We start from the raw sequence: 23,624 nt of genomic DNA, 5'->3' as shown, positions 1-23,624 counted from the left end.
GATGGTCATGCGGGCCGTTCGGTCGCAGTCAGGAGCTCGTGCAGCACGCCTTCCTGAAAAGTCCGTGCTTGCCGACCTGAAGGCGGAAGCTCACCGGAGCGTGCTGCGATGGACTGTTCGATCGCCTCGACCGGCTGGTAGCCGGTCCCGAGTAACCGTCGGCCGGCATCGATTTTGGACAGCCACTTCCCGTAGCGATGTCGAACCAGCGCGCGACAGGCTCCGAGGACCGCGTCGTCGGCTCCGGGTGCGGGCCGGTCATCGGCTGGGCCGGGCAGCGCCATCCACCAGCGCAGCGAGTCGACCAATAGGCTCTGTAGTTCCTCCGGTGCCAGCTCGGCGAATGTCTCCGGGGCCGGCGGTCCCGCCAACACCCGGCCGCTCTGGTGCAGGATGCTGCGGTCCAGTCCGTACCAGAACGTCCCGTCGGCTGCCGGGCGGTCTGTGGGCTGAAGTGTCTGCCGGAAGGCCATGTCCGGCCCGTCGTTCAACTCGAGCTCGAAGCCCGGTTCTCCGGTGCCCGACTGCGCCGTAGCCATGGTGTAGACCACCAGTTCCAGGCCTCGGGCCGGACATGGCAGGGCGCTGTGCCGCAGCCGAGCGATCAACTCCCGCTTCATCGTTTCGCTCAGGGGGTCGCGGCAGAGCAGGGCGATGTCGATGTCGCTGCGGCCGGGATGGAAGGCGTTCAGGGCGAGCGACCCGGCCGCGTACGCCCCGACGAACTCCGCACCGAGCACCTCCCGGGCAGTGTCCACGACGGCTTCGAGGTATGGCTCTACATCGATATTCGGCACCACCCCATCATGCGCGGCACACCGTGCCGTGCACACGATGCATGCCTCTACGTAGTGAGGCGCACGATGCAGGCCACCCAAGTATGGTCACTGAGCTTTCCGGTCTCCTCCGTGATGGCCCACGTCCGCAGACCTGTGCAGGCCAGGTCGGAAGCGATGTGATCGATCCACGGCCCGTGCTCGACCTCACCACCGGTATGCAGACTCCATCGGCTCATTACCGCCATGGATCGTGGATTACCCCGGTAACCGTGGTTCGTGTCGACAGGCCGCGCGAGCATGCCACCGAAGCGCCTCGATCCGCAACCGGGAGGCGACCAAATTACTGGTTGACACAACAAGTTCTTGGTATCTGGCACAGTACATCGACAGTCTGATCTCGGTCGCACGTTTTGGTAAGGAATGACAGGGCACGTGTGCCGAAAACTATTGTGGGAAAATCGGTTTAATCATAAGGCTATGACTTGGTGTATCTGATGTGGCCCGATCGGTTCGGATGGGGCTGAAGAGTTGAGACGCTCTACTTCCGGAGGGAAGGACTGGGTCGGGGATGAGCGCTGGAGTTTGGCTGCTTATGTCAAACACGTGTGGTGGTGCGCTAATTGCCATTAGCGCACCATCTGCCTCAAAACCCCAGCTGAGCGCGTTTTCCTCTGTGAACCTGTCTGGATAGGGCGGTAGGCTCTCGTTCCGTGCCCGATGACCTGATCAGCCGCCGCCCGGACGACGTTTCCGTGCCTGTCCCGACCTCGTCGGACCCGGCCGCGCCGTCCGTGCCGGCTCTGTCGGTCGAGACCCTCACGCAGGTGGCCGGGGCGGCGGCGCGGTCGCGCTCGGAATCGACCCGTCGTAACTACGCCGCCGACTGGGCCCGGTTCACCGCCTGGTGCGCCCGGGAAGGGCATGCGGCGTTGCCGGCGCATCCCTTGACGGTCGCCGCCTATCTCCACGAGGCCGCCGCCACCGTGACGGAGGCGGGGGAGCGAGCCTACTCACCCTCGACGCTGGCCCGGTGGGTGGCCGGGATCGGCTACCACCACCGCCGCGCCGGCCACCCCGCTCCCGGGGCGGACGAGTTGGTCACCGCGACCTTGTCCGGGATCCGCCGCGATTACGCGGCCGCGGGGGAGCGGCCCCGCACGCCGCGGGCGCCGCTGCTCACCGCCGACATCGTCACCATCGTCGAGACGATGCGCGCCGACAGTGGCAGCTGGGCCGCGGAGGTGCTCGAACGCCGCGACTCCGCCATCTTCTTGCTGGGGTTCGCGGGGGCGTTTCGCCGCAGCGAACTCGTCGCCTTGGCCTGCAGCGACGTCTCACTGCACCGGCTCGACGGCCTGCACATCCGCCTGCGCAAGTCCAAGACCGATCAGGAGGGGCGGGGGAGTGTCCGGGCCCTGCCGTTCACCCACAGTCATGCGAGTTGTCCGCCGTGTGCGTGGCTGCGGTGGGCGCAGGTCGTCGCCGCCTTCGACACCGGCGGCCGTCCTGCTGTCATCCGGCTGCTGCGCACCGCCGAACCGTTCGACGGGCATGTGTGCCGCGGACCCCGGCCCCGGATGGTGCCGTCCTCGCCGTGGTTGCGGGCGATCCGGAAGAACGGCAACCTCTCCGACACCGCCCTGTCGGGAGCGGCGGTGCACCAGGTGATCCGGCGCCGCGCCGCGCAGGCCGGCTACGACCCCGACACCGTCGCGCAGTTGGGCGGGCATTCGTTGCGGGCCGGGTTCGTCACCCAGGCCTTCCGCAACGGCGCGAGCGCGCACGCGATCATGCGCCAGACCGGGCACAGCACCCCGGCCATGCTCGAAACCTACGCCCGCGAACACGCCCCACTCATCGGCAACGCCGTCACCAACCTCGGATTGTGACCGCGATGACCAGCACCGCACGAGAAGACATCCGCCGCAACGATGTTCATGATGCCGAGCTGGGCCTACGCATCCCGAGTCGCTACCGGCACGACTGGGCGCTGTTCGCCGACTGGTGCGCCGCCGCCGACCGGTCGCCGATTCCGGCTAGCCCCGCGACCCTGGCCATGTTCCTGCACGAGCACCCGGCCGCGGTCGCGACCCAGCGGCGCCGCTTATCGGCGATCAACGCCGTGCACACCGGGCACGGCTACCCCGCCCCGGGACGCACCGAGACCGTGCGCCGGCACCTCGACACCACCCGTGCTTCGCGCCTCGACCGGCTCGGACGCCTGCTGGTGCAGAGAGCGGCCGAGTTGCCCATCACCGGCTGGCCGAGCGGACTGTTCGGCCGCCGCGACGCCCTGCTGCTGGTCCTCGCCGCCACCGGCATGACCTTTGTCGACATCACCCGATTGCGCCGCCGCGACCTCCGCCTCGACGGCAACACCCTGGTGGTCACGACCCAGTCCGGCGAAAGGTTCCGACTCGGACCGGATCCCGAGACCGGAGACAACCCAGCTGCCGCGATGTATCGGCGGTGGGCGGAGATCCAGGCGTTTCTCGACCTGTACCCGGGCACGCATCTATTGCGCCATCACCTCACCGACCCGACCGCGATCATCTCCGATCCGCTCGATGCGGAACAGGCCCGGCAACCGTTGCTGTGTCCGATCGACCGCTGGGGACACCTCCCGCACGCGCAGACGATGACCCCGCAATCGGTATCGGCGCTGGTGCGGGCGCACCTGTCCGGACGTGTTCCGGTACGGAAGGTGTTGCCCGTTCCCCCGCAAGACGATGTCGACGCTTGGGTCGAGCCTGAGATCGACCTCGACGCCGGCTACTACGACCGCGGTACCACCGCCCGCCGCCGCGATCACCAGACCCTCGAAGACCTCACCGACGTCTTCGACGAGATCGAAGCCCGCACCGATGCGCTCCTCGAGGACCTGATGGGGGTGCTTGAGGGACTGTGAAGGGAGTCTGATGGAGTCGCCCGCTGGACGTGCACGCATGCCGTGCATTCGTGCAGTTGTCGTCGGTCTTGATTCTCTCCGACGCATTCCACAGGAGTGCGCCAGAGCCACAGTTAACGAGCGCCGTCGATCAGGACAAGGCAGAACCGGATCCCGCCGAGCCGGTCGCCACGCCCGCCAACCACAGTGCAATGCACTCCGGCGTAAAGCGCTCCCACTTGCACAAGTTGAGGGCAGGCACGGGTGGGGCGGTGTCCGCAGCAGCGGTACCCATCGAACCCGCTCCGAGCGCGGCGGTCACAGCGGTCACGACGACGAACTTGCGCAGCATCAGGTGCCTTCCATAGACGTACATTCTGTGACATCGGAGATGGAGCACTTCGTTACCACAGTATCGATGCGGTCACCGAGGGAAAACCGATGCCATGCTCTTCGAAATCGGTGACCACCTGAAGCAGATGAGACAGGTGAGCGTCGAAGGTGGATTCGGCCAGATGACTAACGGTGGCGAGGTCACACGTGCGCAGCGGAACTGTGTCGGTCTGTGCGGACAGCACGGCGCCATTCGGTCTCTCGCAGCAATCGCAGTCCGTTGAGACCGACGAGGATGGTGGAGCCTTCATGACCCGCCACTCCCAGCGGCAGCGGCAGCGTGCCGACAAGGTCCCAGGTCACCAGGACCACGATGACCGAGGCGGCGATGACGAGGTTGGCGATGACCAGGCGTCGAGCCCTCCGGGCCAGGTGGATCACCGCAGGGATGGCGGTGAGGTCGTCACGGACGACGACCGCGTCGGCGGTCTGCAAGGTCAGATCCGATCCCGCGCCACCCATGGCGATACCGACATGCGCAGCGGCCAGCGCGGGAGCGTCGTTGATGCCGTCTCCGACGACGACCACTTTCGCTCCGTCGGCCTGCAGCGCGCGTACGGCGGCGACCTTGCCGTCGGGCAGCAGCCCGGCCTGCAGGCGCAGTGGCTCAGCGATCAGATCGGCGACCTCGGAATAGGTCTAGCTGCCGAAGAGCGTGTCGAACTGGCGAGTGCTGCCTCTGTCGACCGGCTGGGCCGTGGACGCTGTACGGGTTGCTGTTCACGATCGTGCTCCTATTCGCGCTCCAGGGCGAACAGATCACGTCGCAGCCATGGGACGTCGTGCGCATCGCTCTGCCTCTGCTCACCTATTTTGTCCTCATGTGGGGCGGCGGGTTCCTGTTCGGCGCCGCGATCGGTCTGGGCTACGAGCGCACCACCACCCTGGCGTTCACCGCCGCGGGCAACAACTTCGAACTGGCCATCGCAGCCTCGGCGACAGTGACCGTAGGATCGAAGGAGCTGCAGCGTGCGCCGTGTTCGTCCCAGGGACTCCTGGTGGGTCTGTGGAGGTCACCACGAGAGTTCGCGACAGCGTCCCTCGCCGTCGTGGGGTTCGACCTGCAGGGTGGCGTGTTCGAGGCCGAAGCGTTCCGCCAACAAGGTTTGTGCCGCTGTGAGCACGGCTGTGGAGTCCGCGTCGGATTCGGTGACCAGATGTGCAGAGGCCACTTCCATGCCCGAGGTAAGAGTCCAGACGTGCAGGTCGTGGGATTCATGGACTCCAGGAAGGGCATTAAGGGCGGCGTTGACCTCGGTGATGTCGATACTCTTCGGGGCTTGTTGGAGCAGTATGCCGATCGCGTGTCGGCCGAGATTGTAGGCCCGGGGCAGGACGAAGAGTCCGATGGCGACACCGATGAGCGGGTCGGCGTACCGCCAGCCGAACACGATGGTCACCACACCGCTGATAAGCACGCCGACCGAACCGAGCATGTCGGCCAGGACTTCGAGGTAGGCCCCGCGGACGTTGATGCTCTCCTTGGCGCCGGCGCGCAACAGGAGAAACGAAATGACGTTGATGGTGAGGCCGACCACGGCAACGATGGTGACGGGCAGGCCGGGGACTTCGGGTGGGGCGGACAGTCGTTGGAGGGCTTCGTAGAGAATCCAGAGGGCGACGCCGAACAGCAGGAGTGCGTTGAGCAGGGCGGCGAACACTTCGGTGCGGTACAGGCCGAAGGTCCGGTCCGGTCGGGTGCGGGCACGCTGGGCGACGGTGATAGCGGTGACGGCCATCAACACGCCGAACACGTCGGTGAACACGTGCGCGGAGTCGGAGAGCAGGGCCAGCGACGAGGTGGAGAGTCCGACGACGACCTGGAGCACAAAGGTCACCAGGCCCAGGGCCACGGCGATCCACAACCGTCGGACGTGTCGGCCGGAGGCGCTGGTGGCTTGGGCGGGCGAGAGGCCGTGTCCGTGTCCGTGGCTCATCGTTTTCCTTCCTCAAGACACCGACATCATATAGTCATATGCGCATGAATATATAGAGCGGTCGCGAAAATTGGATCGGCACGATCAACTATCCTTCATAGTATTTCGGCGGCGAGGCGCGCGCCTGCAGGTTCGGCCGGCGGGAACGGGCGAACAACGGACGAGGTGAGGTTTTCCGTGGCAGGTACCAGTAGAGCTGCAGTCGGCGTGATGGTCTCTTGGACGGCAGGCGCGGCCCTGGTGGCGGCCGCCCTGGCGGCCGTGTCGAGCAGTGAGGTTCTGCGGTTGCTCGGACTGCCGGATCCAGGAGTGCTCACGAGATACGGACTCCCGGCCGCCACCGCGATAGGGGAAGTGGCGGCGGTGGTGATGATCGGGTCGTTGCTGGTGGCGGCGGTGCTGGTACCACCACAACGTTCCGGGCTGCTCGATGTCGACGGTTACCGCGCAGTGCGGACTGCGGGCGCGGCTGCAACGCTATGGGCAGGATCGGCGCTGGTGCTGATTCCTCTGTCGTTGTCGGACACCTCCGGCCAACCACTGAGCACCGTGTTCGCCGATCCGGTTCCGTTCGTGCAGTCGGTGGGGCAAATCGAGGCATCCACCGCCTGGCTGTGGACCGCGTGTCTGGCTGCCGCGGTGGGGCTGGGATGCCGCCTCGTTCTGCAGCACCGGTGGACACCGCTGTTACTGGTCCTGGCGGTAGGGAGCCTGATGCCACGCGCGTTAACGGGACATTCCGCCGGGGGCGGATCGCATGATCTGGCCACCAACAGCCTGATACTTCATCTGGTGGCGGCCGGACTGTGGGCCGGGGGATTGGCAGCGTTGGTGTTGCACGCCGTGCGTGGTGGCGGACATCTCGATGTCGCCACACGCCGGTTCTCCGCGCTGGCGACGGTGGCATTCGTGGTGATGGCTGTGTCGGGAATAATTAATGCTCTGGTGCGGGTTCCGCTTCGGGAGTTTCTGTCCGGCCCGTACGGACTTGTGGTCCTGGCCAAGGTCGTCGCACTCGGTGTAGTGGGGTGGCTGGGCTGGCGCCAACGGACGGTGGCGATCACGGCTCTGGCCGCCGACGCGTCGAATCGGGGGACGTTCATACGCTTGGCGGTAATCGAATCTGCGGTCCTGACGGCCACGATTGGACTCGGGGTGGCGTTGGGCCGTACTCCGCCGCCATTGGGCGAACGTCGCGAACCTAGCCTGGTCGACGAAGTCTTGGGGTACGGGTTCGATGGTGCCCCGACGCTGGGCAGGTTGCTGACGGAGTGGCGGTTCGATCTGTTACTGGGAACCGCAGCGGTCGTGCTGGCAGCGCTCTACCTGCTGGGAGTGCGGAGGCTACGTGCAGTGAGGCAGCCGTGGCCGGTCCGGCGCACCGTGTCCTGGCTTCTCGGCTGTCTAGTGTTGCTTCTGGTGACATCCTCCGGGGTCGGGCGCTACGCCCCGGCGGCGTTCAGCGTGCACCTGCCCGCATCCGCAGCGCTGGCGATCGTGGTGCCCATGTGCTTGGTTCTGGGCGCTCCGCTCACCTTGGCGGCCCGCGCGGTTCGCTCCGGCCCCAGCGATGCAGTTCCAGGAGCCCGCGACTGGATGCGGGCGATTTTCGCCAGCACCGCACTGCGATGGGTGACCCATCCCCTGATGGCCGCGGTGGTGCTCGTGGGCACCTTCTACCTGTTGTATCTCGGAGGACTGTACGACGGCGGCTCCTACCCGGGACGCATGGTGCTCGATATGTGGTTGCTGGCGGTGGGGTTGGTCTTCTTCTGGGTCACCGTCGGGATCGATCCTGTCCCCGTGCCGCAGGGACCGTTGACGCGCGTGGGAGCAGTGGCGGTCGCGCTGGCCGGCTACGCGTTCTTTCTGGTCGCCCTGATCATGGCGGATTTTGTGATCGCCGCCGAGTTCTATACCTCACTGCAACTGGGTTGGTTCGACGACTTGGCTGCCAATCAGCGACTCGGTGGAAACCTGGCGTGGGCCGTCGGCGAGCTACCGCTGCTACTGGCCACCGTGCTCGCGCTCGTGCGATGGAGTTCGATCGAAAACCAGCGTGCCCGGAAGCGGAACGACCAGGTCGACCGCGAGGGAGATCGCGAACTGGCCGCGTACAACGCGATGCTGAACGGACTGCACCCACACTCTCGTACCTCGGCAGCAGCCGACGCCGGCGCCTCCGGCCACGACCCCAAGCGCGAATCGGAGACCGGGTAACGATCCGGTATTGAAACTATGCAGAATAGTAGTAACGTGTCGGTGTCCGTCACCGTTTCGTTATCACGCGAGCGGGTGCCTTCTTGAGGATGCGATCTTGGCCCGACACCGTAAACCAGAGCCCCAACTCGCCGTTCCCCACCGCTCTGACTGTAGTACTGCAGCGTGGCCTGTTCCCGAGCCGACCGATCCCATCGACGCAGGTCGCGATGACGCTGCTTTCCCGACGACAGTGGCTGTCCTGGACCCGGCAGAACGTCTCGATATCGAGCATCGGGATGCCCTTGCCGAGCATGCGGACGCCCTCGCCCCGAGGCCGATCCGAAGCAAAGGCGCGCATCGCCGAACGAGCCCAGGAACGAGCGGACGCGTGCTGGCCGTGTCGGTAGCGGCAGGCGCGCTGCTGGCAGCAACGACCTCGAGCGCCCATGCCGCCTCGGTCCCTCCCACGGTCAGCGACGAGATCGAGGCCGCGTCGCAACCCTCAGCCCCTACGGATGTGCTGCCCCAGGCCCCCCAGGTGTTGCAGGCCGTGCAGGTGCCGATGCTGGCAGACTTCGCGGATCAACTCGACCGGGCACGGATCAGGGAGGAGCGCCGACTCATGCAAGAGGCCGAGGCGCGCCGCCCGAAAACGCTGATGCCTGTCAGTGGCACGCTCACGTCGAACTTCGGACCCCGCTGGGGCACGAGCCACTACGGGCTCGACATCGCCAACTCGATCGGCACCCCGATCGTCTCGGTGACCGATGGCACGGTACTCGAGGCCGGTCCCGCCTCCGGCTTCGGACTGTGGGTACGAATCCTGCAGGACGACGGCACGATCGGGGTGTTCGGGCACATCGATCAGGCCTTGGTTTCTGCAGGTCAGCGCGTGCGAGCCGGGGAACAGATCGCCACCGTGGGCAATCGGGGACAATCGACCGGGCCACATCTGCACTATGAAGTGTGGGGACCGGACGGCCAGAAGGCCGATCCCATGGCATGGTTGAACGCACGAGGGGTTCAGATCGCGTCAGATGCACGCACATAGATAAGGGATAATCGGCGAATGTCTGCGAGGGAAGCCATACACAGGTTGGGGGGTCTCGAAGCCGAGGTGATGAACGAACTGTGGTCGACCGACGAGCCACAGTCGGTCCATGGCCTGGTCGAACGGCTTCGCGATCGCAAGGAATTCGCCTACACCACCATTTTGACCGTGGTCACCCATCTGTATGAGAAGGGCTGGGTGCAGCGAGAAAAACGCAGTCGCGCCTACTACTATTCGCCCTCACGCAGCCGGGAGGAAGCCACCTCCGAGGCACTGCGCGCCCTGCTCGACAGCAGCACCGACCCCAGCGCGGTGCTGCTGCATTTCGCCAAGACGGTCAGCGACCGCGAATACGATGCCCTGCGCCGGGGCTGGACGGGCCGGGCCGCCGACCAATGACATTGGCCCTGGTCCTGTTGCTCGGCGCCGCCCTGATCTCGATGGCGGCCCCGCGAATGCTCGGTCCGCTCGCCGCCACCTCCGTGCCTCCCGGAGTCCTGCTGGCGGCGTGGCTGGGCAGCATAGCCGGGGCCTTGTTCTTCGGCGCCTCCGCGGTGGTCACCTTGGCCTGGCCCGACCATGCGCCTGCCGAGACCGCGGTCGAGGCCGTGGTGCGGTGTCTGTCCGCGGTTTCCCACGCGATGCAGCCGTGGATCACCGAAACCCTGGCCGCTACCGGAGCCCTGGCCCTGCTCACCATAACCGTGCGAGCCGTGATCCTGGGTCGGCGGTACACCAGAGAACAAACCCGTCTACTCGACTACCACCGTGATGTGGTCTCCATCGTCGCCCACTCCCGCGACGACGGTGTGATGTGGCTGGCGCACCCGATGCCAATGGCCTACAGCGTGGCCGGCCGACCCGGATTCGTGGTGGCTACCGACGGGCTCTCGCAGTGTCTGAGCGGTTCCGAACGCGATGCTGTCCTGGCCCACGAGCGGGCACACCTGCGAGGCAGTCACCACCTGATCGTCACCACATGTGACATCTTGGCCGCGGTGCTTCCGGCGGTGCCGTTGTTCGCCGCCGCCCCGGCCGCGGTCAAAACCCTGGTCGAACTGACCGCTGATCAGCACGCTGCCCGCGCCACCAGCACGGCGACGGTGTGCTCGGCGCTGACCGTGGTCTCCGCTTCGACATTGCCGCAGCCGGCCGGGACCTTGGGGTTGAGCAACGAGATCTCGCTGCGACTGCTCAAGCTGCGCGTGAGCTGGCGGACGCGGTGCCCGAAGGTGTCGTACGCCACAGCTGCGGCGTTGTCGATGGCGATGCCTGTCGCTACCGCGCTGGTCGGGCTGGCGGCGACCTCCGCGGCCGTGTGCCTGACCCTCGCTCAGGCATGATCCGGCACGGGCGACCGAACCGACCTTAATTACTATGCAGCATAGTAATTAGGTACGCTCGAGGGCGTCTCATCACCGTGCGCTCGCGCGAAACTTCGGATCGGACAGCACATGACCGCTCTCGCCCCGCCACCCTGGCCTGCCGCTACCCGCCCCATGCCGGCGCGGCGCGGCCCCAAGGGTGCGTTCATCCACAAAATGATCACCACGACCGACCCGAAAGTACTGGGTCAGATGTACCTGGTGACCGCGTTCGCGTTCTTCGCGATCGGAGGCCTGATGGCCCTGATCATGCGCAGCGAACTGGCCGCGCCGGGTCTGCAGTTCCTCTCGAATGAGCAGTACAATCAGCTGTTCACCATGCATGGCACGATCATGCTGCTGATGTACGCCACTCCTGTGGTGTTCGGCTTTGCCAACTACATCCTTCCACTGCAGATCGGCGCGCCCGATGTCGCATTCCCCCGGCTGAACGCCTTCAGCTACTGGCTGTATCTGTTCGGATCCCTCGTTGCAGTCGGCGGCTTCATCACCCCCGGCGGCGCCGCCGACTTCGGCTGGACCGCGTATGTGCCTTTAAGCACGGAAGTGCACTCCCCCGGCATGGGCGCAAATCTATGGATCGTGGGCCTGGCCATCTCAGGACTGGGCACCATCCTGGGCGCAGTCAACTTCATCACCACCATCGTGTGTATGCGAGCCCCCGGCATGACGATGTTCCGGATGTCGATCTTCACTTGGAACATTCTCGTCACCTCCATCCTGATCCTCATCGCCTTTCCGCTGCTGACCGCAGCGTTGATGGGGCTGCTATACGACCGGGTACTCGGCGGTCACCTCTTCGATCCCGCCACCGGCGGAGTGATGCTCTGGCAGCATATGTTCTGGTTCTTCGGTCATCCCGAGGTCTACATCATCGCGCTGCCGTTCTTCGGCATCGTCTCCGAGATTTTCCCGGTGTTCTCCCGGAAGCCGATCTTCGGTTACACCGGCCTGATCTACGCCACCCTCGGCATCGCGGCCCTGTCGATCGCGGTGTGGGCGCACCACATGTATGCCACCGGCGCGGTGCTGCTGCCGTTCTTCTCGTTCATGACCTTCCTGATCGCCATCCCGACCGGTGTGAAGTTCTTCAACTGGATCGGCACCATGTGGAAGGGGCAGTTGACTTTCGAATCACCGATGTTGTTCTCCGTGGGTTTTTTGATCACCTTCCTCTTCGGCGGCCTGTCCGGCGTCATCCTGGCCTCCCCTCCTATGGACTTCCAGCTGCACGATTCGTACTTCGTGGTGGCGCACTTCCACTACGTCGTGTTCGGCACCGTGGTGTTTGCGACCTATGCGGGTATCTATTTCTGGTTTCCGAAGATGACCGGGCGGATGCTCGACGAGCGCCTAGGCAGGTGGCATTTCTGGTTGACCTTCCTCGGTTTCCACGCCACGTTCCTGGTGCAGCACTGGCTGGGCAATGAAGGCATGCCCCGGCGCTACGCCGACTACCTGCCCTCGGACGGATTCACCACCCTGAACACGATTTCGACGATCGGATCTTTTGTCCTCGGTGCCTCGGTGTTGCCATTCGTGTGGAACATCTTCAAGAGCTACCGCTACGGGCAGATCGTCACTGTCGACGACCCGTGGGGCTACGGCAACTCCCTCGAATGGGCGACTNACGCCCCGCCTTCGAACTGCACTACCCACACATGGTCGAACGCATGAGGGCCGAAGCGCACGTGGGATTCGGCGGTGCGCCCAAGAGCACCGAAATCGCCGACCGTGAGCTTGCCGAACCGCGGAGCACCGGCGAGGCCTCGGCACGCACCGATACGAAGGAATAAATCGTTCGCCGTCTCGGCCCCCGAAAGATCGGAAAATACCGTTGAAGACCAACATGCCGGTGGTGACCGTGCCGGCCACAGACCGCGCCACCGCGGCCCTGGCCGACTGGCTCATCCGGGACCTGACCGCCGTGACGCTCGAGCATGCAGGGCTTCCGGATCCCCAGCGGCTGCGTCGCCTGCCGCCGATCACCGCCGCGCACATCGGCAAGCCGGGTAAGTTGCGCCGACATGTGCGTGCGTTGGAACATGTTCTCGGGCAGGTGGATCGGCATCTTCGTGCCGGTGCGCACCTGCGCGAGCACGGTCTGGGCACCGCATCGGTGCCGGCCGTGCCGGGAGAGCTGCTCGACGTGGCGGCGGACCTGGCCGGCACCGTCGTCGAGCGTGGCAGTCCGGCCGCGGCACTGGCCAATCGGGCGGTGCTGCTCGCGGCCGGAGTTATCGGCCGGGGGCTGGGGGTAGTCGATGCCTCCGCGACCTGGTCCGCTACCGCGGGGTCGTATTGCGCGATCATTGCGCAGTTGTGGCGGGACGAGCCCCAGGCACAGGTGCTGGTCGATCCCGGGTAGAGGGCTGGTGCCTGGTCCGAGGGGTGCGGGTACCTGCGCCGGTCGGTCCTCGGACGGATCGGGCTGGATCCATCCGAGGGCCGGCCGGTCTGCTCCGCTTTGGACGGTCGCGGTCACCGGAACATTTTCCCAGGGCGGAGGTCGAGTTATGAGCGAGTCGGGTGACCGTAGTGATCCGGACGAGGTACAGCCCGGCGACGAGTCGACTGTCTACCCCGATCCGGTCCACCGTCGACAGGAGCTGGCGGCCGCCGAAAAGAGGGTCGCCGGACAGATCGATCCCGGGATGCGTGCGGTGGTGGTCGCTGCAGTGGTGGTGGTGGCGGCGGTCTCGTTCTCACTTCCGCACAACGGTGGCGCCAACGGCTGGCAGGTGCTGGCCGGCTCTACGGTGGCACAGGCCGAAACCATCACCCTTCCTTCGCGGATCTTTTTGGTGCTGGCAGCGGTGTTCGGGATCGTGCTCTCGATGCTGGCGCTGGTGACCCGACGATGGGTGCTGGCCTGGTTTGCCAGCGCCGGGTGCACGCTGGCGATCGTGTTCGGTGTGCTTGCCGTGTGGTCGCGGCAGACCCTCGATCCCGTCGCCGGTGGGGCCGGCCCGGGCATCGGCTTGTTTTTGGGGTGGGGAGCGATGACCGTCCTGGCGTACCACTGGATCAAGGTGGTTTGGGCGCGGTCGTCGCAGATGGTCGAGGCCGAGGCTGCCCGTCGGGCTGCCGAATCCGAGCTGCCCGAGCAGTACCTGCACCGGCTTCCTCCACCACGCGAGGACGGCACGTAGTCGTCCGAGCATTCCCGCGCGCCTCGCAAAAGGTACCTCGCGATGGGGAGAATATCGCTCGATACCGCCGTGAGCGAGCGGAGGCTGCCGCTACCCGGAAACTTTGTCAGATCAGGGTCTGCCAGTACGGCCAGAAGGCGTGCGCTACCAGGGCGGATACAGTCAGCGTCCAGACGGTGGGGACCACTGCATGCAGCCGGTGCAGCCGCTGCCATGACCGCAACGGTCGATGTTTTTGCACCGCCTCGAGGTGCAGCAGGCAATACCACCAGCCGAGCACGCTGACCAGCCACACCACCATGCAGTACGGGCACAGCGCTTCGATCCGGTAGAGGCTCTGGAAAATCAGCCAGTGCACGAAGGCGACCGCCGCGGTCAGGCCGGCGAACAGGCCGTTCCAATACCAGCGGGGCACGCCGGCCCCGGCCAGGACCGCTACGGCGGTGGTCAGTACGACCGTGAAACCGATGACGCCCAGCAACGGATTAGGAAAGCCGAACAGTTCCGCTTGCCACGAGGTCATGATCGACCCGCAGCTGATGACCGGGTTGATGCTGCACGAGGGCCGATAGGCCGGATCGGCCAGCACGGCGAACTTTTCGACGGTGAGTACCAGCGAGGCTAGTAGCCCCGCTGCGCCGCAGACAACGAGGATCCAGCCCACCCCCGTGCTGCCGAGCGCCCGACCCGACGCCTCGTCGGTGGCAGGCGCCGCCGGACGCGTCGGGGCGCTCACTCGGCCAGCGCCGCGTCGATCCGGGCCCGTAGCTGTTCGTAGGTGGGCATGGGGGGCAGCTCGACGCCGTTGAGGAACAGGGTGGGTGTGCCTTGTACACCGAGGGTAAGACCGTCGTCGAAGTCCCGGTCCACGCGCGCGCTGACGGTGGGATCGTTGACGTCCCGCTCGAATGCGGCCATATCCAGGCCCAGTTGTTCGGCAAAACCCCAGAATACTTTTTCCTGGGACTGGCTCGACTCGCCCCACTGTGCCTGGGTGTCGTACATGAGCTGATACATCGGCTCGAGACGCCCTTGCCGGGCCGCGGCTTCGACGACCCGTGCGGCCAGATGGCTGTTGGTGTGGCTGGGAATGGGGAAGTAGCGGATCCCAAAGTCGATCCGCCCGGCGTACTCGTTGCGGATTTGTTCCATCACCGGGTACAAGGCCCGGCAGGACTCGCATTCGAAATCAAGGAATTCGACGAGTTGGACCTTGTCGTCGGGGGCCGTGGACAAGGTACGGATATCTGGGGTCCACACCGGTGCCGTGGCAGCGCCGGGCGCCTCTTGGCCAGTCGTCCCGGCGTTCGTCCCGGCCCTATTGGTGTAGAGCAACACCGACAACAACACCACGAACAGGGCGACCAGAGCCGCGGACACTTTCACATTGGTCGTCAGTTTCATATTCTCGTCCGTCTCGGTGTCTGAGCGAGCCGGTAGCGTCACCGACCAACCGTAAAACTACGGTACATAGTAGATGGGCTAGGGTAGACCCCGATCAGCACCCTTTGCGTTCTCTCGACAGGCCACCGCGCCGGACGCTGCGCCGGGGTAGGGAGCCGAGAAAGTATGTTCCCATGACCAGACTCATCACGATCTTCGCCGCGGCCGCCGCGGTGCTGCTCCTCGGCGTCGCGCCCGCGCAAGCTCACAGCATGTTGATCGGTTCGACTCCCGCCGCCGACGCCACGGTGGCAAGTTCCCCGGACGGAATCGAACTCGAGTTCAACCAACCCATCAACACCGCTTTCGCCACCGTGACACTTACCGACAGTTCGGGCACTCAACGGGGAAGCTCCGAGGCGATTGTCGACGCAGAACGGGTGCGGCTGGCCATCCCGGAGCCCTTGACCGCAGGGGAGTATACCGTCGGCTACCGGGTCGTCTCCGCCGACGGCCATCCCATCACCGGTTCCTACGCCTTCACCGTCACCGCGGCGGCCGGGCAGACACCGACCTCCGAGGCTCAGGAGGCGTCCCCCTCGTCGGGCGCAGCCGAGCCCGAGACCACCGAAGCGCAGGTTGCCCCTGAGGACTCACAGTCCTCAGGCTCGTCGATTCCGTTGCTGCTGGGGTTCGCAGTACTGGGGGTGCTGGTCATCGCCGGGGGCACCTGGGCGGCAATGCGCGCCTTCCGGAAGAGCTGACACCGGACTCGGCGAGGAGGTGCTGCCCGCAGTCATCTCCTCGCCGGGACTCTGTGCACACCGCGACTTCTTGAAATTTCGGTTCCCCTGACTTTTAATTCAGGGAACCTTTTGGAGGGCGGATGACGCTGACGCGCAATGTCGGGCCAGTGCAACGGCGGCGCCGTGGGACTCTTCTCGGACCGGCATTCGTCGCCTCTATCGCCTACGTCGATCCGGGCAACGTGGCCTCCAACATCAGTGCCGGGGCCCAGTTCGGTTATCTGCTGGTGTGGGTCATCGTGGTGGCCAATGTCATGGCCGCGCTGGTGCAGTACCTGTCCGCCAAACTCGGTCTGGTCACCGGCAGGTCGTTGCCCGAGGTGCTCCGCGAGCGCATGTCCCTACCGGCGCGCTTGGCGTACTGGGGACAGGCGGAACTGGTCGCCATGGCTACCGACCTGGCCGAGGTCATCGGCGGCGCCATCGCCCTGAACCTACTGTTCGATCTCCCGCTATTGACGGGAGCGTTGATCACCGGAGCGGTCTCGTTGCTCTTGCTGCTGGTGCAGGACACGCGTGGTCAGCGCGGTTTCGAACGGGTCATCACCGGTCTGTTGCTGGTCATCGCGATCGGGTTCGTCACCAGCCTTTTCGTTGCCCCGCCCCCCGCCCACGCCGTGGCCGCAGGACTCGTGCCGCGCTTCGACGGTGCCGAATCGGTGCTGCTCGCGGCGGCCATGCTCGGTGCGACCGTGATGCCGCATGCGGTGTACCTGCACTCGGGACTGGTCCGGGATCGTCACGGTCATCCCGAGCCCGGTCCGCGACGGGCCGTGCTGCTGCGGGTCACACGCTGGGATGTCGGACTGGCCATGGTGGTGGCGGGCACGGTGAATCTGGCCATGTTGCTCACGGCCGCGACAACGTTGCAGGGCCGGGAGGGGGTCGATTCGATCGAGGGGGCGCACACGGCGCTGGGCCTAGAACTCGGCTCGGCGGTAGCGCTGCTGTTCGCGCTGGGCCTGTTGGCCTCCGGGTTCGCGTCGACCTCGGTGGGTGCCTACGCTGGGTCCTTGATCATGGACGGGCTGCTGCGCAGACGGATACCGCTGCTGGCGCGGCGCTTGATCACCCTGGTGCCGGCGTTGGTGGTGGTCGCGCTCGGGACGGATCCGACCCGGGCCCTGGTGCTCTCGCAGGTGGTGCTGTCGTTCGGTATTCCTTTTGCGTTGATCCCTCTGGTGCGTCTGACCAGCGATCGGGCGCTGATGGGCATCGACGTCAACCATCGGCTCACCACCATGGTGGCGTGGGTTATTGCTGCCACGATCACGGCGCTCAATTTGGTGTTGATCTATCTGACGGCGCGGCCTTGACCGCGTCCGTTCCGAAACATCGGATTGATGAGGATCAGGGCCGGGGCCGTTTCGGTGGGTATTTTCGCTGGTTATCGATGATGCGGATCTCGTCGTTGATCCGGGTGCGCAGCCGATGCAGGGCTACCAGCGACACTGCTATCCCGGCGAGTACACCGACAAGGAGCGCCCACGTCAGCGACACCTCGAGTCCGAGAAAGTGGACGCCGGCCACCGCGGCGCCGGCGCAGCCGGCGACCACCGCCAGACGGACTGCGGTGTAGAGGAACACCAGGCGGGACACCCGCATGGTCGACGACTGTTTCATGATCGCTCCTGAGCGCCCGACCCGGGACGGTGCCGGTCCGGGTCCTGGCAGTTTCTCCGGTCAGTTCATCGGTAAGGGTGCGGCGCCGTGGACCGTAAGCAGTTGCTGCATCGTCGTCGATTCGGCTTGCTGGGTGTCGGCGATCTGTCGGGCCAGCGTCGTGACCACTTGTTCGGTGGCGTTGGCCGCGGCGTAGCGTGCCATCGGCAGGCCGCCTTGATGGTGCCGAAGCAGCAGTTGCAGGTACAGGGGGTCGAATGCGGGGCCGGTGGTGCGTCGTAGCGTGTCGAGTTCGGAGGTGGTGGCCATCCCGGGCATCCGTGGTCCTTGGATGGCCGATCCGGGCGGCATCGCCGCGTGCTCGGTCATACCTGCCGCCGTCCCGGCGCTGTCCTCGGTAGCGCGCATCCAGGTCATCGGTTCCCCGGCCGCCTGCAGCGGTCGGTCCCATACGGCCAACCAGCCCTGCATCGTGCCCCATTGGCCCTGCTGGGTGGTGAGCACGTCGTAGGCGAGGGTGCGGACCGCCGGGTCGGTCGCGTTGGTCAGCGCCATGGCCGACATTTCTACCGCCTGGCTGTGGTGCACCGACATGTCCTGGGCGAAGCCAACCTCGACCGAGTCCTGTGCAGGTGGCTCGGGATGACCGCCTCTCAGTCCCGAGGCACCGATACCCAGATAGAGACCGACGACGAGCGCGAACACACCCACGGCGAGCGTGCGGCCGAGCCTGGCCCATCCACCGGCAGCGGGAGCGGCGGGGGCAGTGAGGACGGGAGTGTCGTCGGACTCAGCCATTGCCGGGTCCGAGGTTCGAGCCTGTCGCCGGGGCGGCGGGGGCAGACTGCTGGCCCACGGTCATGGGGACGGCGTCCGGCCCCGGCGCGGACGCATCGAACGGCGGCGGAGCGCTCGGATCGAAACTGCCTGGAGTGGTGGAGCAGGTGGCACCTGCCTCGGGGTGGGTGTTGGGGTTTCGGCGCAAGGCAGTGATGAACTGGGCGAGTCGATCGTCTTCGGAGTCATCGAGCGCGAGGCGGTGGCCCCAGGACTGCACCGAGATCGGGGATGGCAAGCCCGGATAGGGCGACATCAGGGTGTAGGGCTGGCCGTCGACCTTCGCCTCCAATGTTGACACCTCGTCCCCGGTGACCTTCTGCGGGTCGTACGTAATCCACACCGCGCCGTGTTCGAGCGAATGCACCGCGTTCTCGCTGCGGATCGGTTCGGGATAGACCGTGCCGGTACAGGTGGCCCAGTACTGATCGTGTGGGCCCCCCATCGGGGGAGTCTGGTCGTAGGCCACCCGTTGCGGTGCCTGCACATGCGTTCCGGCCGGGTAGTCGATCTTCTCCACCCCGTCGATCACCGCGGACGGATCGGGGTTGTCCGCACTGGGCACGTACTTCTGGGCCTCGGTGCGTTCGGAGATCTTCGGGACGAGGTTGTACGCGATGGCCCCGATCAGGGCGATGATCACCACGGCAGCGCCGATCATCGGCCACGGCACCCGGTGCGAGTCGGCTAGGATGAGCGGTCCCGGTCGCTTTCGGGGCGTCTGCGACTTCGGTTTGTCTGAGCTGTTCACCGCGTTTGCCTTCCTCGGCACCGATAGGCCGTCGCCCTACCGTAAATACTATAAATCATAGTTTTCCGCGTGGGGCCGTCGGCGGCTGCCATCGCCGAGCCGACGCGGCGGCTATGCCATCCGCGACAGGTCTGTCGGGGGTACACCCCGTTGCTGCAGCCACTGGGTCGGATCTACCTTCGTACCGGCCGGATCGGTGGTTTCGAAGTGCAGGTGCGGACCGGTGGACTGACCACGATTGCCGACGGTGGCGATCTGCTCACCGGCTTGCACACGCTGATCTACCTCAACCAGCGTTTCGTTGATGTGGCCATAGGTGCTGGTGGACCCGTCATCGTGCCGGACCTGGACCCACAGACCGAACCCGGAGGCCGGGCCGGAGTCGATCACGGTGCCCGAGGCGGCAGCATAGACCGGGGTGCCGATGCTGTTGGCGATGTCCAGACCGGCGTGGGACGAACCCCATCGCGGTCCGAACGCGGAGGTCAAGGTGCCCGAGACCGGAGCGACGGCGAGGGGCTGCGGTGTCGGTGTCGCCCAGGAGGCTGCGTTTGTCGGCACCGCTGAGCTCGACGGCAGGGCCGGAACAGTGGCGGCAGGGGACACTACCGCGGGAAAACCCGGAACCGCGGCGAGTTGGTCGAGCGCCGCCTCGACCTCCGGCAGAGCGGCCAGTGCTGCGAGTTCGGCCGGCAACGGGACCGGTGCAGGCGCGGCGGCATGCACACCACCCGAGGTCGGCTGGGCAGCCGCGGTGCCCGGAGCGAGAATCTGAGATCCCACGATCAGCAGTGCGCCGGTCGCGACCGACGATGCACATGCCCCGGTCGTGGCGCGGTTCGTCGGCGCCCGGTGCCGCCCCCGGCGTCCTTCGGATCCTGGCGCGGAACCCGATTCTATATCGGTAAGGTAACGGATTTGGTTCCGGGTTGATGCATGGTGCCGTCCCACAATAACGCTCCTGACATGCTCTTTCGATGTAGATCCGCCGTTGCCGCGACGGGTAAGATAACGAAACGATATACTAAGAAGGCGCTAAAAACTACCTGCCTTAGTAATTGGGTGGGCCTTCCGGCGACCGATGAGCAGGATCCACATCACGGCCGCGGCGGCGAGCACCTCAGGGCCCGAACGGAGCCGGGTCGCCCAGGTCAGTCGGGTACCCAGGGGCAGCTCACCGACGAGAACATCGGCGGTGAACATCGCACTGCGGTCGGTGACCGCGCCGTCGGGAGTGATCAGAGCGCTGACGCCGCTGGTAGCCGCGACCACCACGGACCGCCCGTGCTCTACCGCCCGTAGCCGAGACATGGCCAGCTGCTGGTAGGTCATCTCGGTGCGGCCGAAGGTCGCGTTGTTGGTGGGCACCACCAGCAACTGGGCACCTGCCCGCACCGACTCGGCAACCGCATCGTCGAAGGCAACCTCGTAACAGGTCGCCACCCCCACCGGTACGCCGTTGAGCTCGACCCGGCCGGTACCGTCTCCGGGGACGAACCGGCCTGCCTGCGCGGCCGCCGGCCACAGGCGCTCGATCACCGGGCGCAGCGGCAGATATTCCCCGAACGGCACCAGGCGCCGCTTGAGGTGCCGGGCCCCGGGACCTGTCACCGGATCCCACACCAGCGCACTGTTACCGCTGGTGCCGTCCCCGTTGTCGAGCACGGCACCGACGAGGATGGGCACGCCGATGGCGGCAGCGGCCTCATCGAGCTCGGCGTGGGCATCGGCCTGACGCAGCGGATCGATGTCCGAGGAGTTCTCCGGCCACACCACCAGCTGCGGCCGGGGCGCGCGACCCGACGCCACGTCGACGGCAAGTCGTTCGGTCGCCGCGACGTGATTGTCGAGCACGGCCCGACGCTGGGCGTTGAAATCGAGCCCCATTCGCGGCACGTTGCCTTGCACGGCCGCGACCGTGACCGTCGATGCCGGGAAGCGGGCGGAGTCGCGCATCCCGACGAGCGGTGCCGCCGCAAATGCGACCGCTGCCAGCAGCATCGAACCCATCGCGACCGCAGGCCGCCGCTCGCGCGCAGCGATCACGGTTGTGACCACCGCGGTGCCGATCACCGCGACGGCGAAGCCCACACCGGCAGGCCCAGCAAGGGAAGCCAGCTGCAGAAGTGGCCCCTCGGCTTGCCCGAAGGCCAGCCGTCCCCACGGAAATCCTCCGAACGGAATCCGTGCGCGTATTGCTTCGGTGACCACCCAGGCGGCGGCAATCGATACCGGGGCCGCCGGGCGGCGGCTGAGCGCCGCGGCCAGGGCGCCGAATATCCCGACCGCGAGCGCCTCGATCGCTGCAAGCGCCAACCAGGGCACCGGTCCGACGTAGACACCGACCCAGGGCAGCAAGGGCAGAAAGAACCCCAACCCGGCCAGGTAGCCGTAGCCGAAGCCGGCGCGCCTGCGTCGGCCGTGCAGTACGGCGGTGAGCACGGCAATGGCGAGCGGGGCCAACCACCATCCCGTGCGGGGTGGGAAACTGGCATAGAGCATCAGCCCGGCTAGAATCGATGCCGCACTACGCACCGGCACCGACAACTCCGGTCCGCGGCGCCGCACCGAGGTAGGGAGCGCCACGGTGGTGGCCCCCTCACTCATCGACGAGTTCCCTCTTATGAGGCGGACGCGCAGACCCCTGTACACAGGTACACATGCCCAGGGTGTGTCAGTTCAGTCCGGCATAGGAGTGCAGCCCCGAGACCACCATGTTGATGATGAACAGGTTGAACAGCATAGATACGAACCCGGCAATGTTGATCCAGGCCGCGCGGGTTTCCCGCCAGCCGGCGGTGGCCCGGGCGTGCAGGTAGGCGGCGTAGATCACCCATGCGATGAACGAGACGGTTTCTTTCGGGTCCCAGCCCCAGAACCGGCCCCAAGCGGCTTCGGCCCAGATCGCGCCGAGGACGACCCCGGCACCGAACAAGGGGAACGCGAAGATCGTCGTGCGGTAGGCGAGACGGTCGAGGGCGCGGGCGTCGGGGAGCCGTTGCATGAGTCGGGCCAGCCGGGTATCCGGGCGTTTTTCGGCGTTCAACGCCAGCAGAAACAGCGTGCTGGCCACCCCGGAGACGAGGAAAACTCCGCTCGAGACGGACACGACCGAGACGTGGATCGGCAGCCAGAAAGACTGTAGCGCCGGCACCACCGGGGCGGCATCGGCGTAGAGCACGGTGCCAGCGACGAACAGCAGGATCAGCACCGGGATCAGCGCGAATGCCCACAGCACGCGCAGCGCCGGGCGGCGCAGCACGATCAGCCCGGCAAGTACGCCCACCGCGCAGGTGACGGTGACGAACTCGTACATGTTGCCCCAGGGGAAACGCGCGGTGGCCAGCCCGCGCAGCACCATCGAACCAACGTGCAAGATCAGGGCGATCACGAGGACGCTGACGCCCATGCGGCCGAGCCGGTCCGAAAGGTCCCGCCGGGGTGGCTCGGCGACCCGGCCCGGCCTGTCGGCGGGGACCGCAGAGGTGGTAGAAGTGGCAGAGGTGGTGGCGGCCGCGAGCATGGGTGCGGTACGGCGCACCCGCACGGCCGCGAATTCGGCGATGAACAGCACCAGCGCCAGTAAGTAGATGGCGAAGGCTGTTTCGAAGCTCAGGTCGGAGTAGCGGGCGAGGGTGTCGTCAATCGGCATACGCTATCGGTCTTCCTTCGGAGCAGAGGGCACATCGGGTAGCAGGCGCTGACAGATGTCGGTGAACTCCGAACCCCACCCGGCCTGGTCGGTACGGGCCAATCCCCCCAGTTCGAGGGCGGTGCCGGCGCCGTCAGGGCGCAACCGCACCCAGATCCGGCGGCGCTTGATCACCAGCGAGGCCAGAAGTCCGCCCATCATGGTGATTGCGAAGACCAGCACCCAGTTCTGCGCGGGATCATGAGAGACCTGCAGGTAGGCGAATTCCTCGGCGCCGTCGAACCGTACCGCGGTACCGTCGGCCAGGGTCGTGGACTCGCCGGGCTTCAGGTTGACGCGGTCCTGTTTGACCAACCGGCCCTGATTGATCATTTCGGAGTTCAGCTTGAAGATCGACTGCGGAATGCCGGTATCCAGGCCGGTATCGCCCTTGTAGATGTCGATGGCCACGGCCGGATCCAACATGTCGGGGAACACCGAGGTCAGCAAGGTGCCGTCGAACGCTGCGGTGGGCGCGAACAGCCCTTCGAGCGCGATCTGGTTGCGGCGGCGCTCGTCCGGATCCGGGTAGGTGCCGCCGGGCGGATCGAAACGCAGGGCGCCGCTGCTGAGGAACGTGGTGGCGTCCTCGGGGGCGAACTGCAATGTTTCGGTGCGCGATTGTCCGTCGGGGAAGGTCACGGTGAACCGGGGCGCGTAGCCGTGGCCGGTGAGGTAGACCCGTTCGTTGCCCAGGCGCAGTGAATCGTCCCGGGTTCCATGCACACCTTCTTTCCTGGGAAGGTG

Annotated in this window: 23 protein-coding genes and 2 pseudogenes; 12 read left to right on the top strand and 13 right to left on the bottom strand. The window is 66.1% G+C overall.

All coding sequences use genetic code 11. The annotated features are described in order from the left end of the window. Window positions 1–5: 5 nt before the first annotated feature. Window positions 6–797, bottom strand: coding sequence for a nucleotidyltransferase domain-containing protein (locus tag QR64_RS04555; RefSeq protein ID WP_050993545.1), 792 nt, complete (start codon window positions 795–797; stop codon window positions 6–8). Window positions 798–1,489: 692 nt separating this feature from the next. Between QR64_RS04555 and QR64_RS04545 the strand changes: the two genes are divergently transcribed. Next, entirely contained in the window at window positions 1,490–2,668 is a 1,179-nt protein-coding gene (locus tag QR64_RS04545) for a tyrosine-type recombinase/integrase (protein ID WP_039584343.1), read from the top strand. Window positions 2,669–2,673: 5 nt separating this feature from the next. Then, on the top strand, window positions 2,674–3,687 hold the full coding sequence (locus tag QR64_RS04540) for a hypothetical protein (RefSeq protein WP_039584475.1): 1,014 nt from the start codon (window positions 2,674–2,676) through the stop codon (window positions 3,685–3,687). Window positions 3,688–3,817: 130 nt separating this feature from the next. Here QR64_RS04540 and QR64_RS04535 read toward each other — a convergent pair whose 3' ends face one another. Then, window positions 3,818–4,018 (bottom strand): hypothetical protein, encoded by a 201-nt coding sequence (locus QR64_RS04535; protein ID WP_006553262.1) that lies wholly within the window; start codon window positions 4,016–4,018, stop codon window positions 3,818–3,820. A 182-nt stretch (window positions 4,019–4,200) separates the two neighbouring features. Next, window positions 4,201–4,677 carry an HAD-IC family P-type ATPase gene (locus QR64_RS04530; RefSeq protein WP_081263501.1) on the bottom strand — a complete coding sequence of 159 codons (477 nt, stop codon included), beginning with the start codon at window positions 4,675–4,677 and terminating at the stop codon, window positions 4,201–4,203. Window positions 4,678–4,751: 74 nt separating this feature from the next. On the opposite strand from QR64_RS04530, the pseudogene QR64_RS27550 reads away from it, so the two are divergent. Next, window positions 4,752–5,066 (top strand): annotated as a pseudogene (locus QR64_RS27550) (arsenic resistance protein); the annotation flags it as partial. A 6-nt stretch (window positions 5,067–5,072) separates the two neighbouring features. On the opposite strand, the gene QR64_RS04525 reads toward QR64_RS27550, so the two are convergent. After that, a complete protein-coding gene (locus tag QR64_RS04525; protein ID WP_039584342.1) occupies window positions 5,073–5,996 on the bottom strand; it encodes a cation diffusion facilitator family transporter in 924 nt (307 codons plus the stop codon). A gap of 210 nt (window positions 5,997–6,206) precedes the next feature. Between QR64_RS04525 and QR64_RS04520 the strand changes: the two genes are divergently transcribed. The 7 genes and pseudogenes from QR64_RS04520 (at window position 6,207) to QR64_RS04485 (ending at window position 13,786) form a co-directional block, all read left to right on the top strand. Next, window positions 6,207–8,216: a cytochrome c oxidase assembly protein gene (locus QR64_RS04520; RefSeq protein WP_039584340.1), complete on the top strand. Its 2,010-nt coding sequence runs from the start codon at window positions 6,207–6,209 to the stop codon at window positions 8,214–8,216. A 370-nt stretch (window positions 8,217–8,586) separates the two neighbouring features. Further along, a complete protein-coding gene (locus QR64_RS04510; RefSeq protein ID WP_006553267.1) occupies window positions 8,587–9,249 on the top strand; it encodes a M23 family metallopeptidase in 663 nt (220 codons plus the stop codon). 36 nt (window positions 9,250–9,285) lie between these two features. Beyond that, window positions 9,286–9,648 (top strand): BlaI/MecI/CopY family transcriptional regulator, encoded by a 363-nt coding sequence (locus tag QR64_RS04505; RefSeq protein WP_033098755.1) that lies wholly within the window; start codon window positions 9,286–9,288, stop codon window positions 9,646–9,648. Continuing rightward, on the top strand, window positions 9,645–10,592 hold the full coding sequence (locus QR64_RS04500; RefSeq protein ID WP_006553269.1) for a M56 family metallopeptidase: 948 nt from the start codon (window positions 9,645–9,647) through the stop codon (window positions 10,590–10,592). Before QR64_RS04505 ends, QR64_RS04500 begins: the two co-directional genes overlap by 4 nt. Before the next feature lie 111 nt (window positions 10,593–10,703). Continuing rightward, window positions 10,704–12,263, top strand: a pseudogene (gene ctaD / locus QR64_RS04495) (cytochrome c oxidase subunit I); the annotation flags it as partial. A 208-nt stretch (window positions 12,264–12,471) separates the two neighbouring features. Beyond that, entirely contained in the window at window positions 12,472–13,002 is a 531-nt protein-coding gene (locus tag QR64_RS04490) for a hypothetical protein (protein ID WP_152640917.1), read from the top strand. Between the two features lie 148 nt (window positions 13,003–13,150). Beyond that, window positions 13,151–13,786 carry a hypothetical protein gene (locus QR64_RS04485; protein ID WP_039584337.1) on the top strand — a complete coding sequence of 212 codons (636 nt, stop codon included), beginning with the start codon at window positions 13,151–13,153 and terminating at the stop codon, window positions 13,784–13,786. A gap of 106 nt (window positions 13,787–13,892) precedes the next feature. Here the strand turns inward: QR64_RS04485 and QR64_RS04480 are convergent, their stop codons facing one another. Beyond that, complete coding sequence (locus tag QR64_RS04480) at window positions 13,893–14,522, bottom strand: vitamin K epoxide reductase family protein (protein ID WP_039584336.1); 630 nt, start codon at window positions 14,520–14,522, stop codon at window positions 13,893–13,895. Continuing rightward, window positions 14,519–15,190: a DsbA family protein gene (locus QR64_RS04475; protein ID WP_039584334.1), complete on the bottom strand. Its 672-nt coding sequence runs from the start codon at window positions 15,188–15,190 to the stop codon at window positions 14,519–14,521. The genes QR64_RS04480 and QR64_RS04475 overlap by 4 nt, the downstream gene beginning before the upstream one ends. 173 nt (window positions 15,191–15,363) lie before the next feature. Between QR64_RS04475 and QR64_RS04470 the strand changes: the two genes are divergently transcribed. Together QR64_RS04470 and QR64_RS04465 are read left to right on the top strand one after the other, a co-directional pair. Further along, the gene (locus QR64_RS04470; RefSeq protein ID WP_006553275.1) at window positions 15,364–15,933 is read left to right on the top strand and encodes a copper resistance protein CopC; all 570 of its coding nucleotides are present in this window, start codon (window positions 15,364–15,366) and stop codon (window positions 15,931–15,933) included. 122 nt (window positions 15,934–16,055) lie between these two features. Next, on the top strand, window positions 16,056–17,291 hold the full coding sequence (locus tag QR64_RS04465) for an Nramp family divalent metal transporter (protein WP_197481953.1): 1,236 nt from the start codon (window positions 16,056–16,058) through the stop codon (window positions 17,289–17,291). A 34-nt stretch (window positions 17,292–17,325) separates the two neighbouring features. On the opposite strand, the gene QR64_RS04460 is transcribed toward QR64_RS04465, so the two are convergent. From QR64_RS04460 to QR64_RS04430, 7 genes are all read right to left on the bottom strand, one after another. After that, entirely contained in the window at window positions 17,326–17,598 is a 273-nt protein-coding gene (locus QR64_RS04460; RefSeq protein ID WP_039584332.1) for a DUF4229 domain-containing protein, read from the bottom strand. A 60-nt stretch (window positions 17,599–17,658) separates the two neighbouring features. Further along, entirely contained in the window at window positions 17,659–18,396 is a 738-nt protein-coding gene (locus tag QR64_RS04455; protein ID WP_039584330.1) for a DUF305 domain-containing protein, read from the bottom strand. Continuing rightward, complete coding sequence (locus QR64_RS04450) at window positions 18,389–19,096, bottom strand: DUF3105 domain-containing protein (RefSeq protein WP_039584328.1); 708 nt, start codon at window positions 19,094–19,096, stop codon at window positions 18,389–18,391. The genes QR64_RS04455 and QR64_RS04450 overlap by 8 nt, the downstream gene beginning before the upstream one ends. A gap of 201 nt (window positions 19,097–19,297) precedes the next feature. Then, window positions 19,298–19,969 (bottom strand): M23 family metallopeptidase, encoded by a 672-nt coding sequence (locus tag QR64_RS04445; RefSeq protein WP_197481952.1) that lies wholly within the window; start codon window positions 19,967–19,969, stop codon window positions 19,298–19,300. 252 nt (window positions 19,970–20,221) lie between these two features. Next, window positions 20,222–21,793, bottom strand: a complete 1,572-nt coding sequence (gene lnt, locus QR64_RS04440; protein WP_152640916.1) for an apolipoprotein N-acyltransferase — start codon at window positions 21,791–21,793, stop codon at window positions 20,222–20,224. A 67-nt stretch (window positions 21,794–21,860) separates the two neighbouring features. After that, window positions 21,861–22,838 carry a c-type cytochrome biogenesis protein CcsB gene (ccsB, locus tag QR64_RS04435; protein ID WP_039584325.1) on the bottom strand — a complete coding sequence of 326 codons (978 nt, stop codon included), beginning with the start codon at window positions 22,836–22,838 and terminating at the stop codon, window positions 21,861–21,863. A gap of 3 nt (window positions 22,839–22,841) precedes the next feature. Then, window positions 22,842–23,624 (bottom strand): cytochrome c biogenesis protein ResB (locus tag QR64_RS04430; protein ID WP_161793615.1); only part of this gene is annotated, 783 nt, incomplete at its 5' end.

This window comes from Rhodococcus sp. Chr-9 (assembly GCF_000801125.1).
Lineage (GTDB): Bacteria > Actinomycetota > Actinomycetes > Mycobacteriales > Mycobacteriaceae > Rhodococcus > Rhodococcus pyridinivorans.
The sequence above is the reverse complement of the archived record's forward strand: the minus strand, read 5'-3'. Positions and strand labels throughout refer to the sequence as shown.

What these genes read in the sequence shown, in the direction of transcription:
- QR64_RS04460 (WP_039584332.1), bottom strand. Translation starts at nt 17,598, where the DNA reads ATGAAACAGTCGTCGACCATGCGGGTGTCCCGCCTGGTGTTCCTCTAC.
- QR64_RS04485 (WP_039584337.1), top strand. Translation starts at nt 13,151, where the DNA reads ATGAGCGAGTCGGGTGACCGTAGTGATCCGGACGAGGTACAGCCCGGC.
- QR64_RS04540 (WP_039584475.1), top strand. Translation starts at nt 2,674, where the DNA reads ATGACCAGCACCGCACGAGAAGACATCCGCCGCAACGATGTTCATGAT.
- ccsB (WP_039584325.1), bottom strand. Translation starts at nt 22,838, where the DNA reads ATGCCGATTGACGACACCCTCGCCCGCTACTCCGACCTGAGCTTCGAA.
- QR64_RS04465 (WP_197481953.1), top strand. Translation starts at nt 16,056, where the DNA reads ATGACGCTGACGCGCAATGTCGGGCCAGTGCAACGGCGGCGCCGTGGG.
- QR64_RS04475 (WP_039584334.1), bottom strand. Translation starts at nt 15,190, where the DNA reads ATGAAACTGACGACCAATGTGAAAGTGTCCGCGGCTCTGGTCGCCCTG.
- QR64_RS04470 (WP_006553275.1), top strand. Translation starts at nt 15,364, where the DNA reads ATGACCAGACTCATCACGATCTTCGCCGCGGCCGCCGCGGTGCTGCTC.
- lnt (WP_152640916.1), bottom strand. Translation starts at nt 21,793, where the DNA reads ATGAGTGAGGGGGCCACCACCGTGGCGCTCCCTACCTCGGTGCGGCGC.
- QR64_RS04525 (WP_039584342.1), bottom strand. Translation starts at nt 5,996, where the DNA reads ATGAGCCACGGACACGGACACGGCCTCTCGCCCGCCCAAGCCACCAGC.
- QR64_RS04535 (WP_006553262.1), bottom strand. Translation starts at nt 4,018, where the DNA reads ATGCTGCGCAAGTTCGTCGTCGTGACCGCTGTGACCGCCGCGCTCGGA.
- QR64_RS04455 (WP_039584330.1), bottom strand. Translation starts at nt 18,396, where the DNA reads ATGGCTGAGTCCGACGACACTCCCGTCCTCACTGCCCCCGCCGCTCCC.
- QR64_RS04520 (WP_039584340.1), top strand. Translation starts at nt 6,207, where the DNA reads ATGGTCTCTTGGACGGCAGGCGCGGCCCTGGTGGCGGCCGCCCTGGCG.
- QR64_RS04450 (WP_039584328.1), bottom strand. Translation starts at nt 19,096, where the DNA reads ATGATCGGCGCTGCCGTGGTGATCATCGCCCTGATCGGGGCCATCGCG.
- QR64_RS04500 (WP_006553269.1), top strand. Translation starts at nt 9,645, where the DNA reads ATGACATTGGCCCTGGTCCTGTTGCTCGGCGCCGCCCTGATCTCGATG.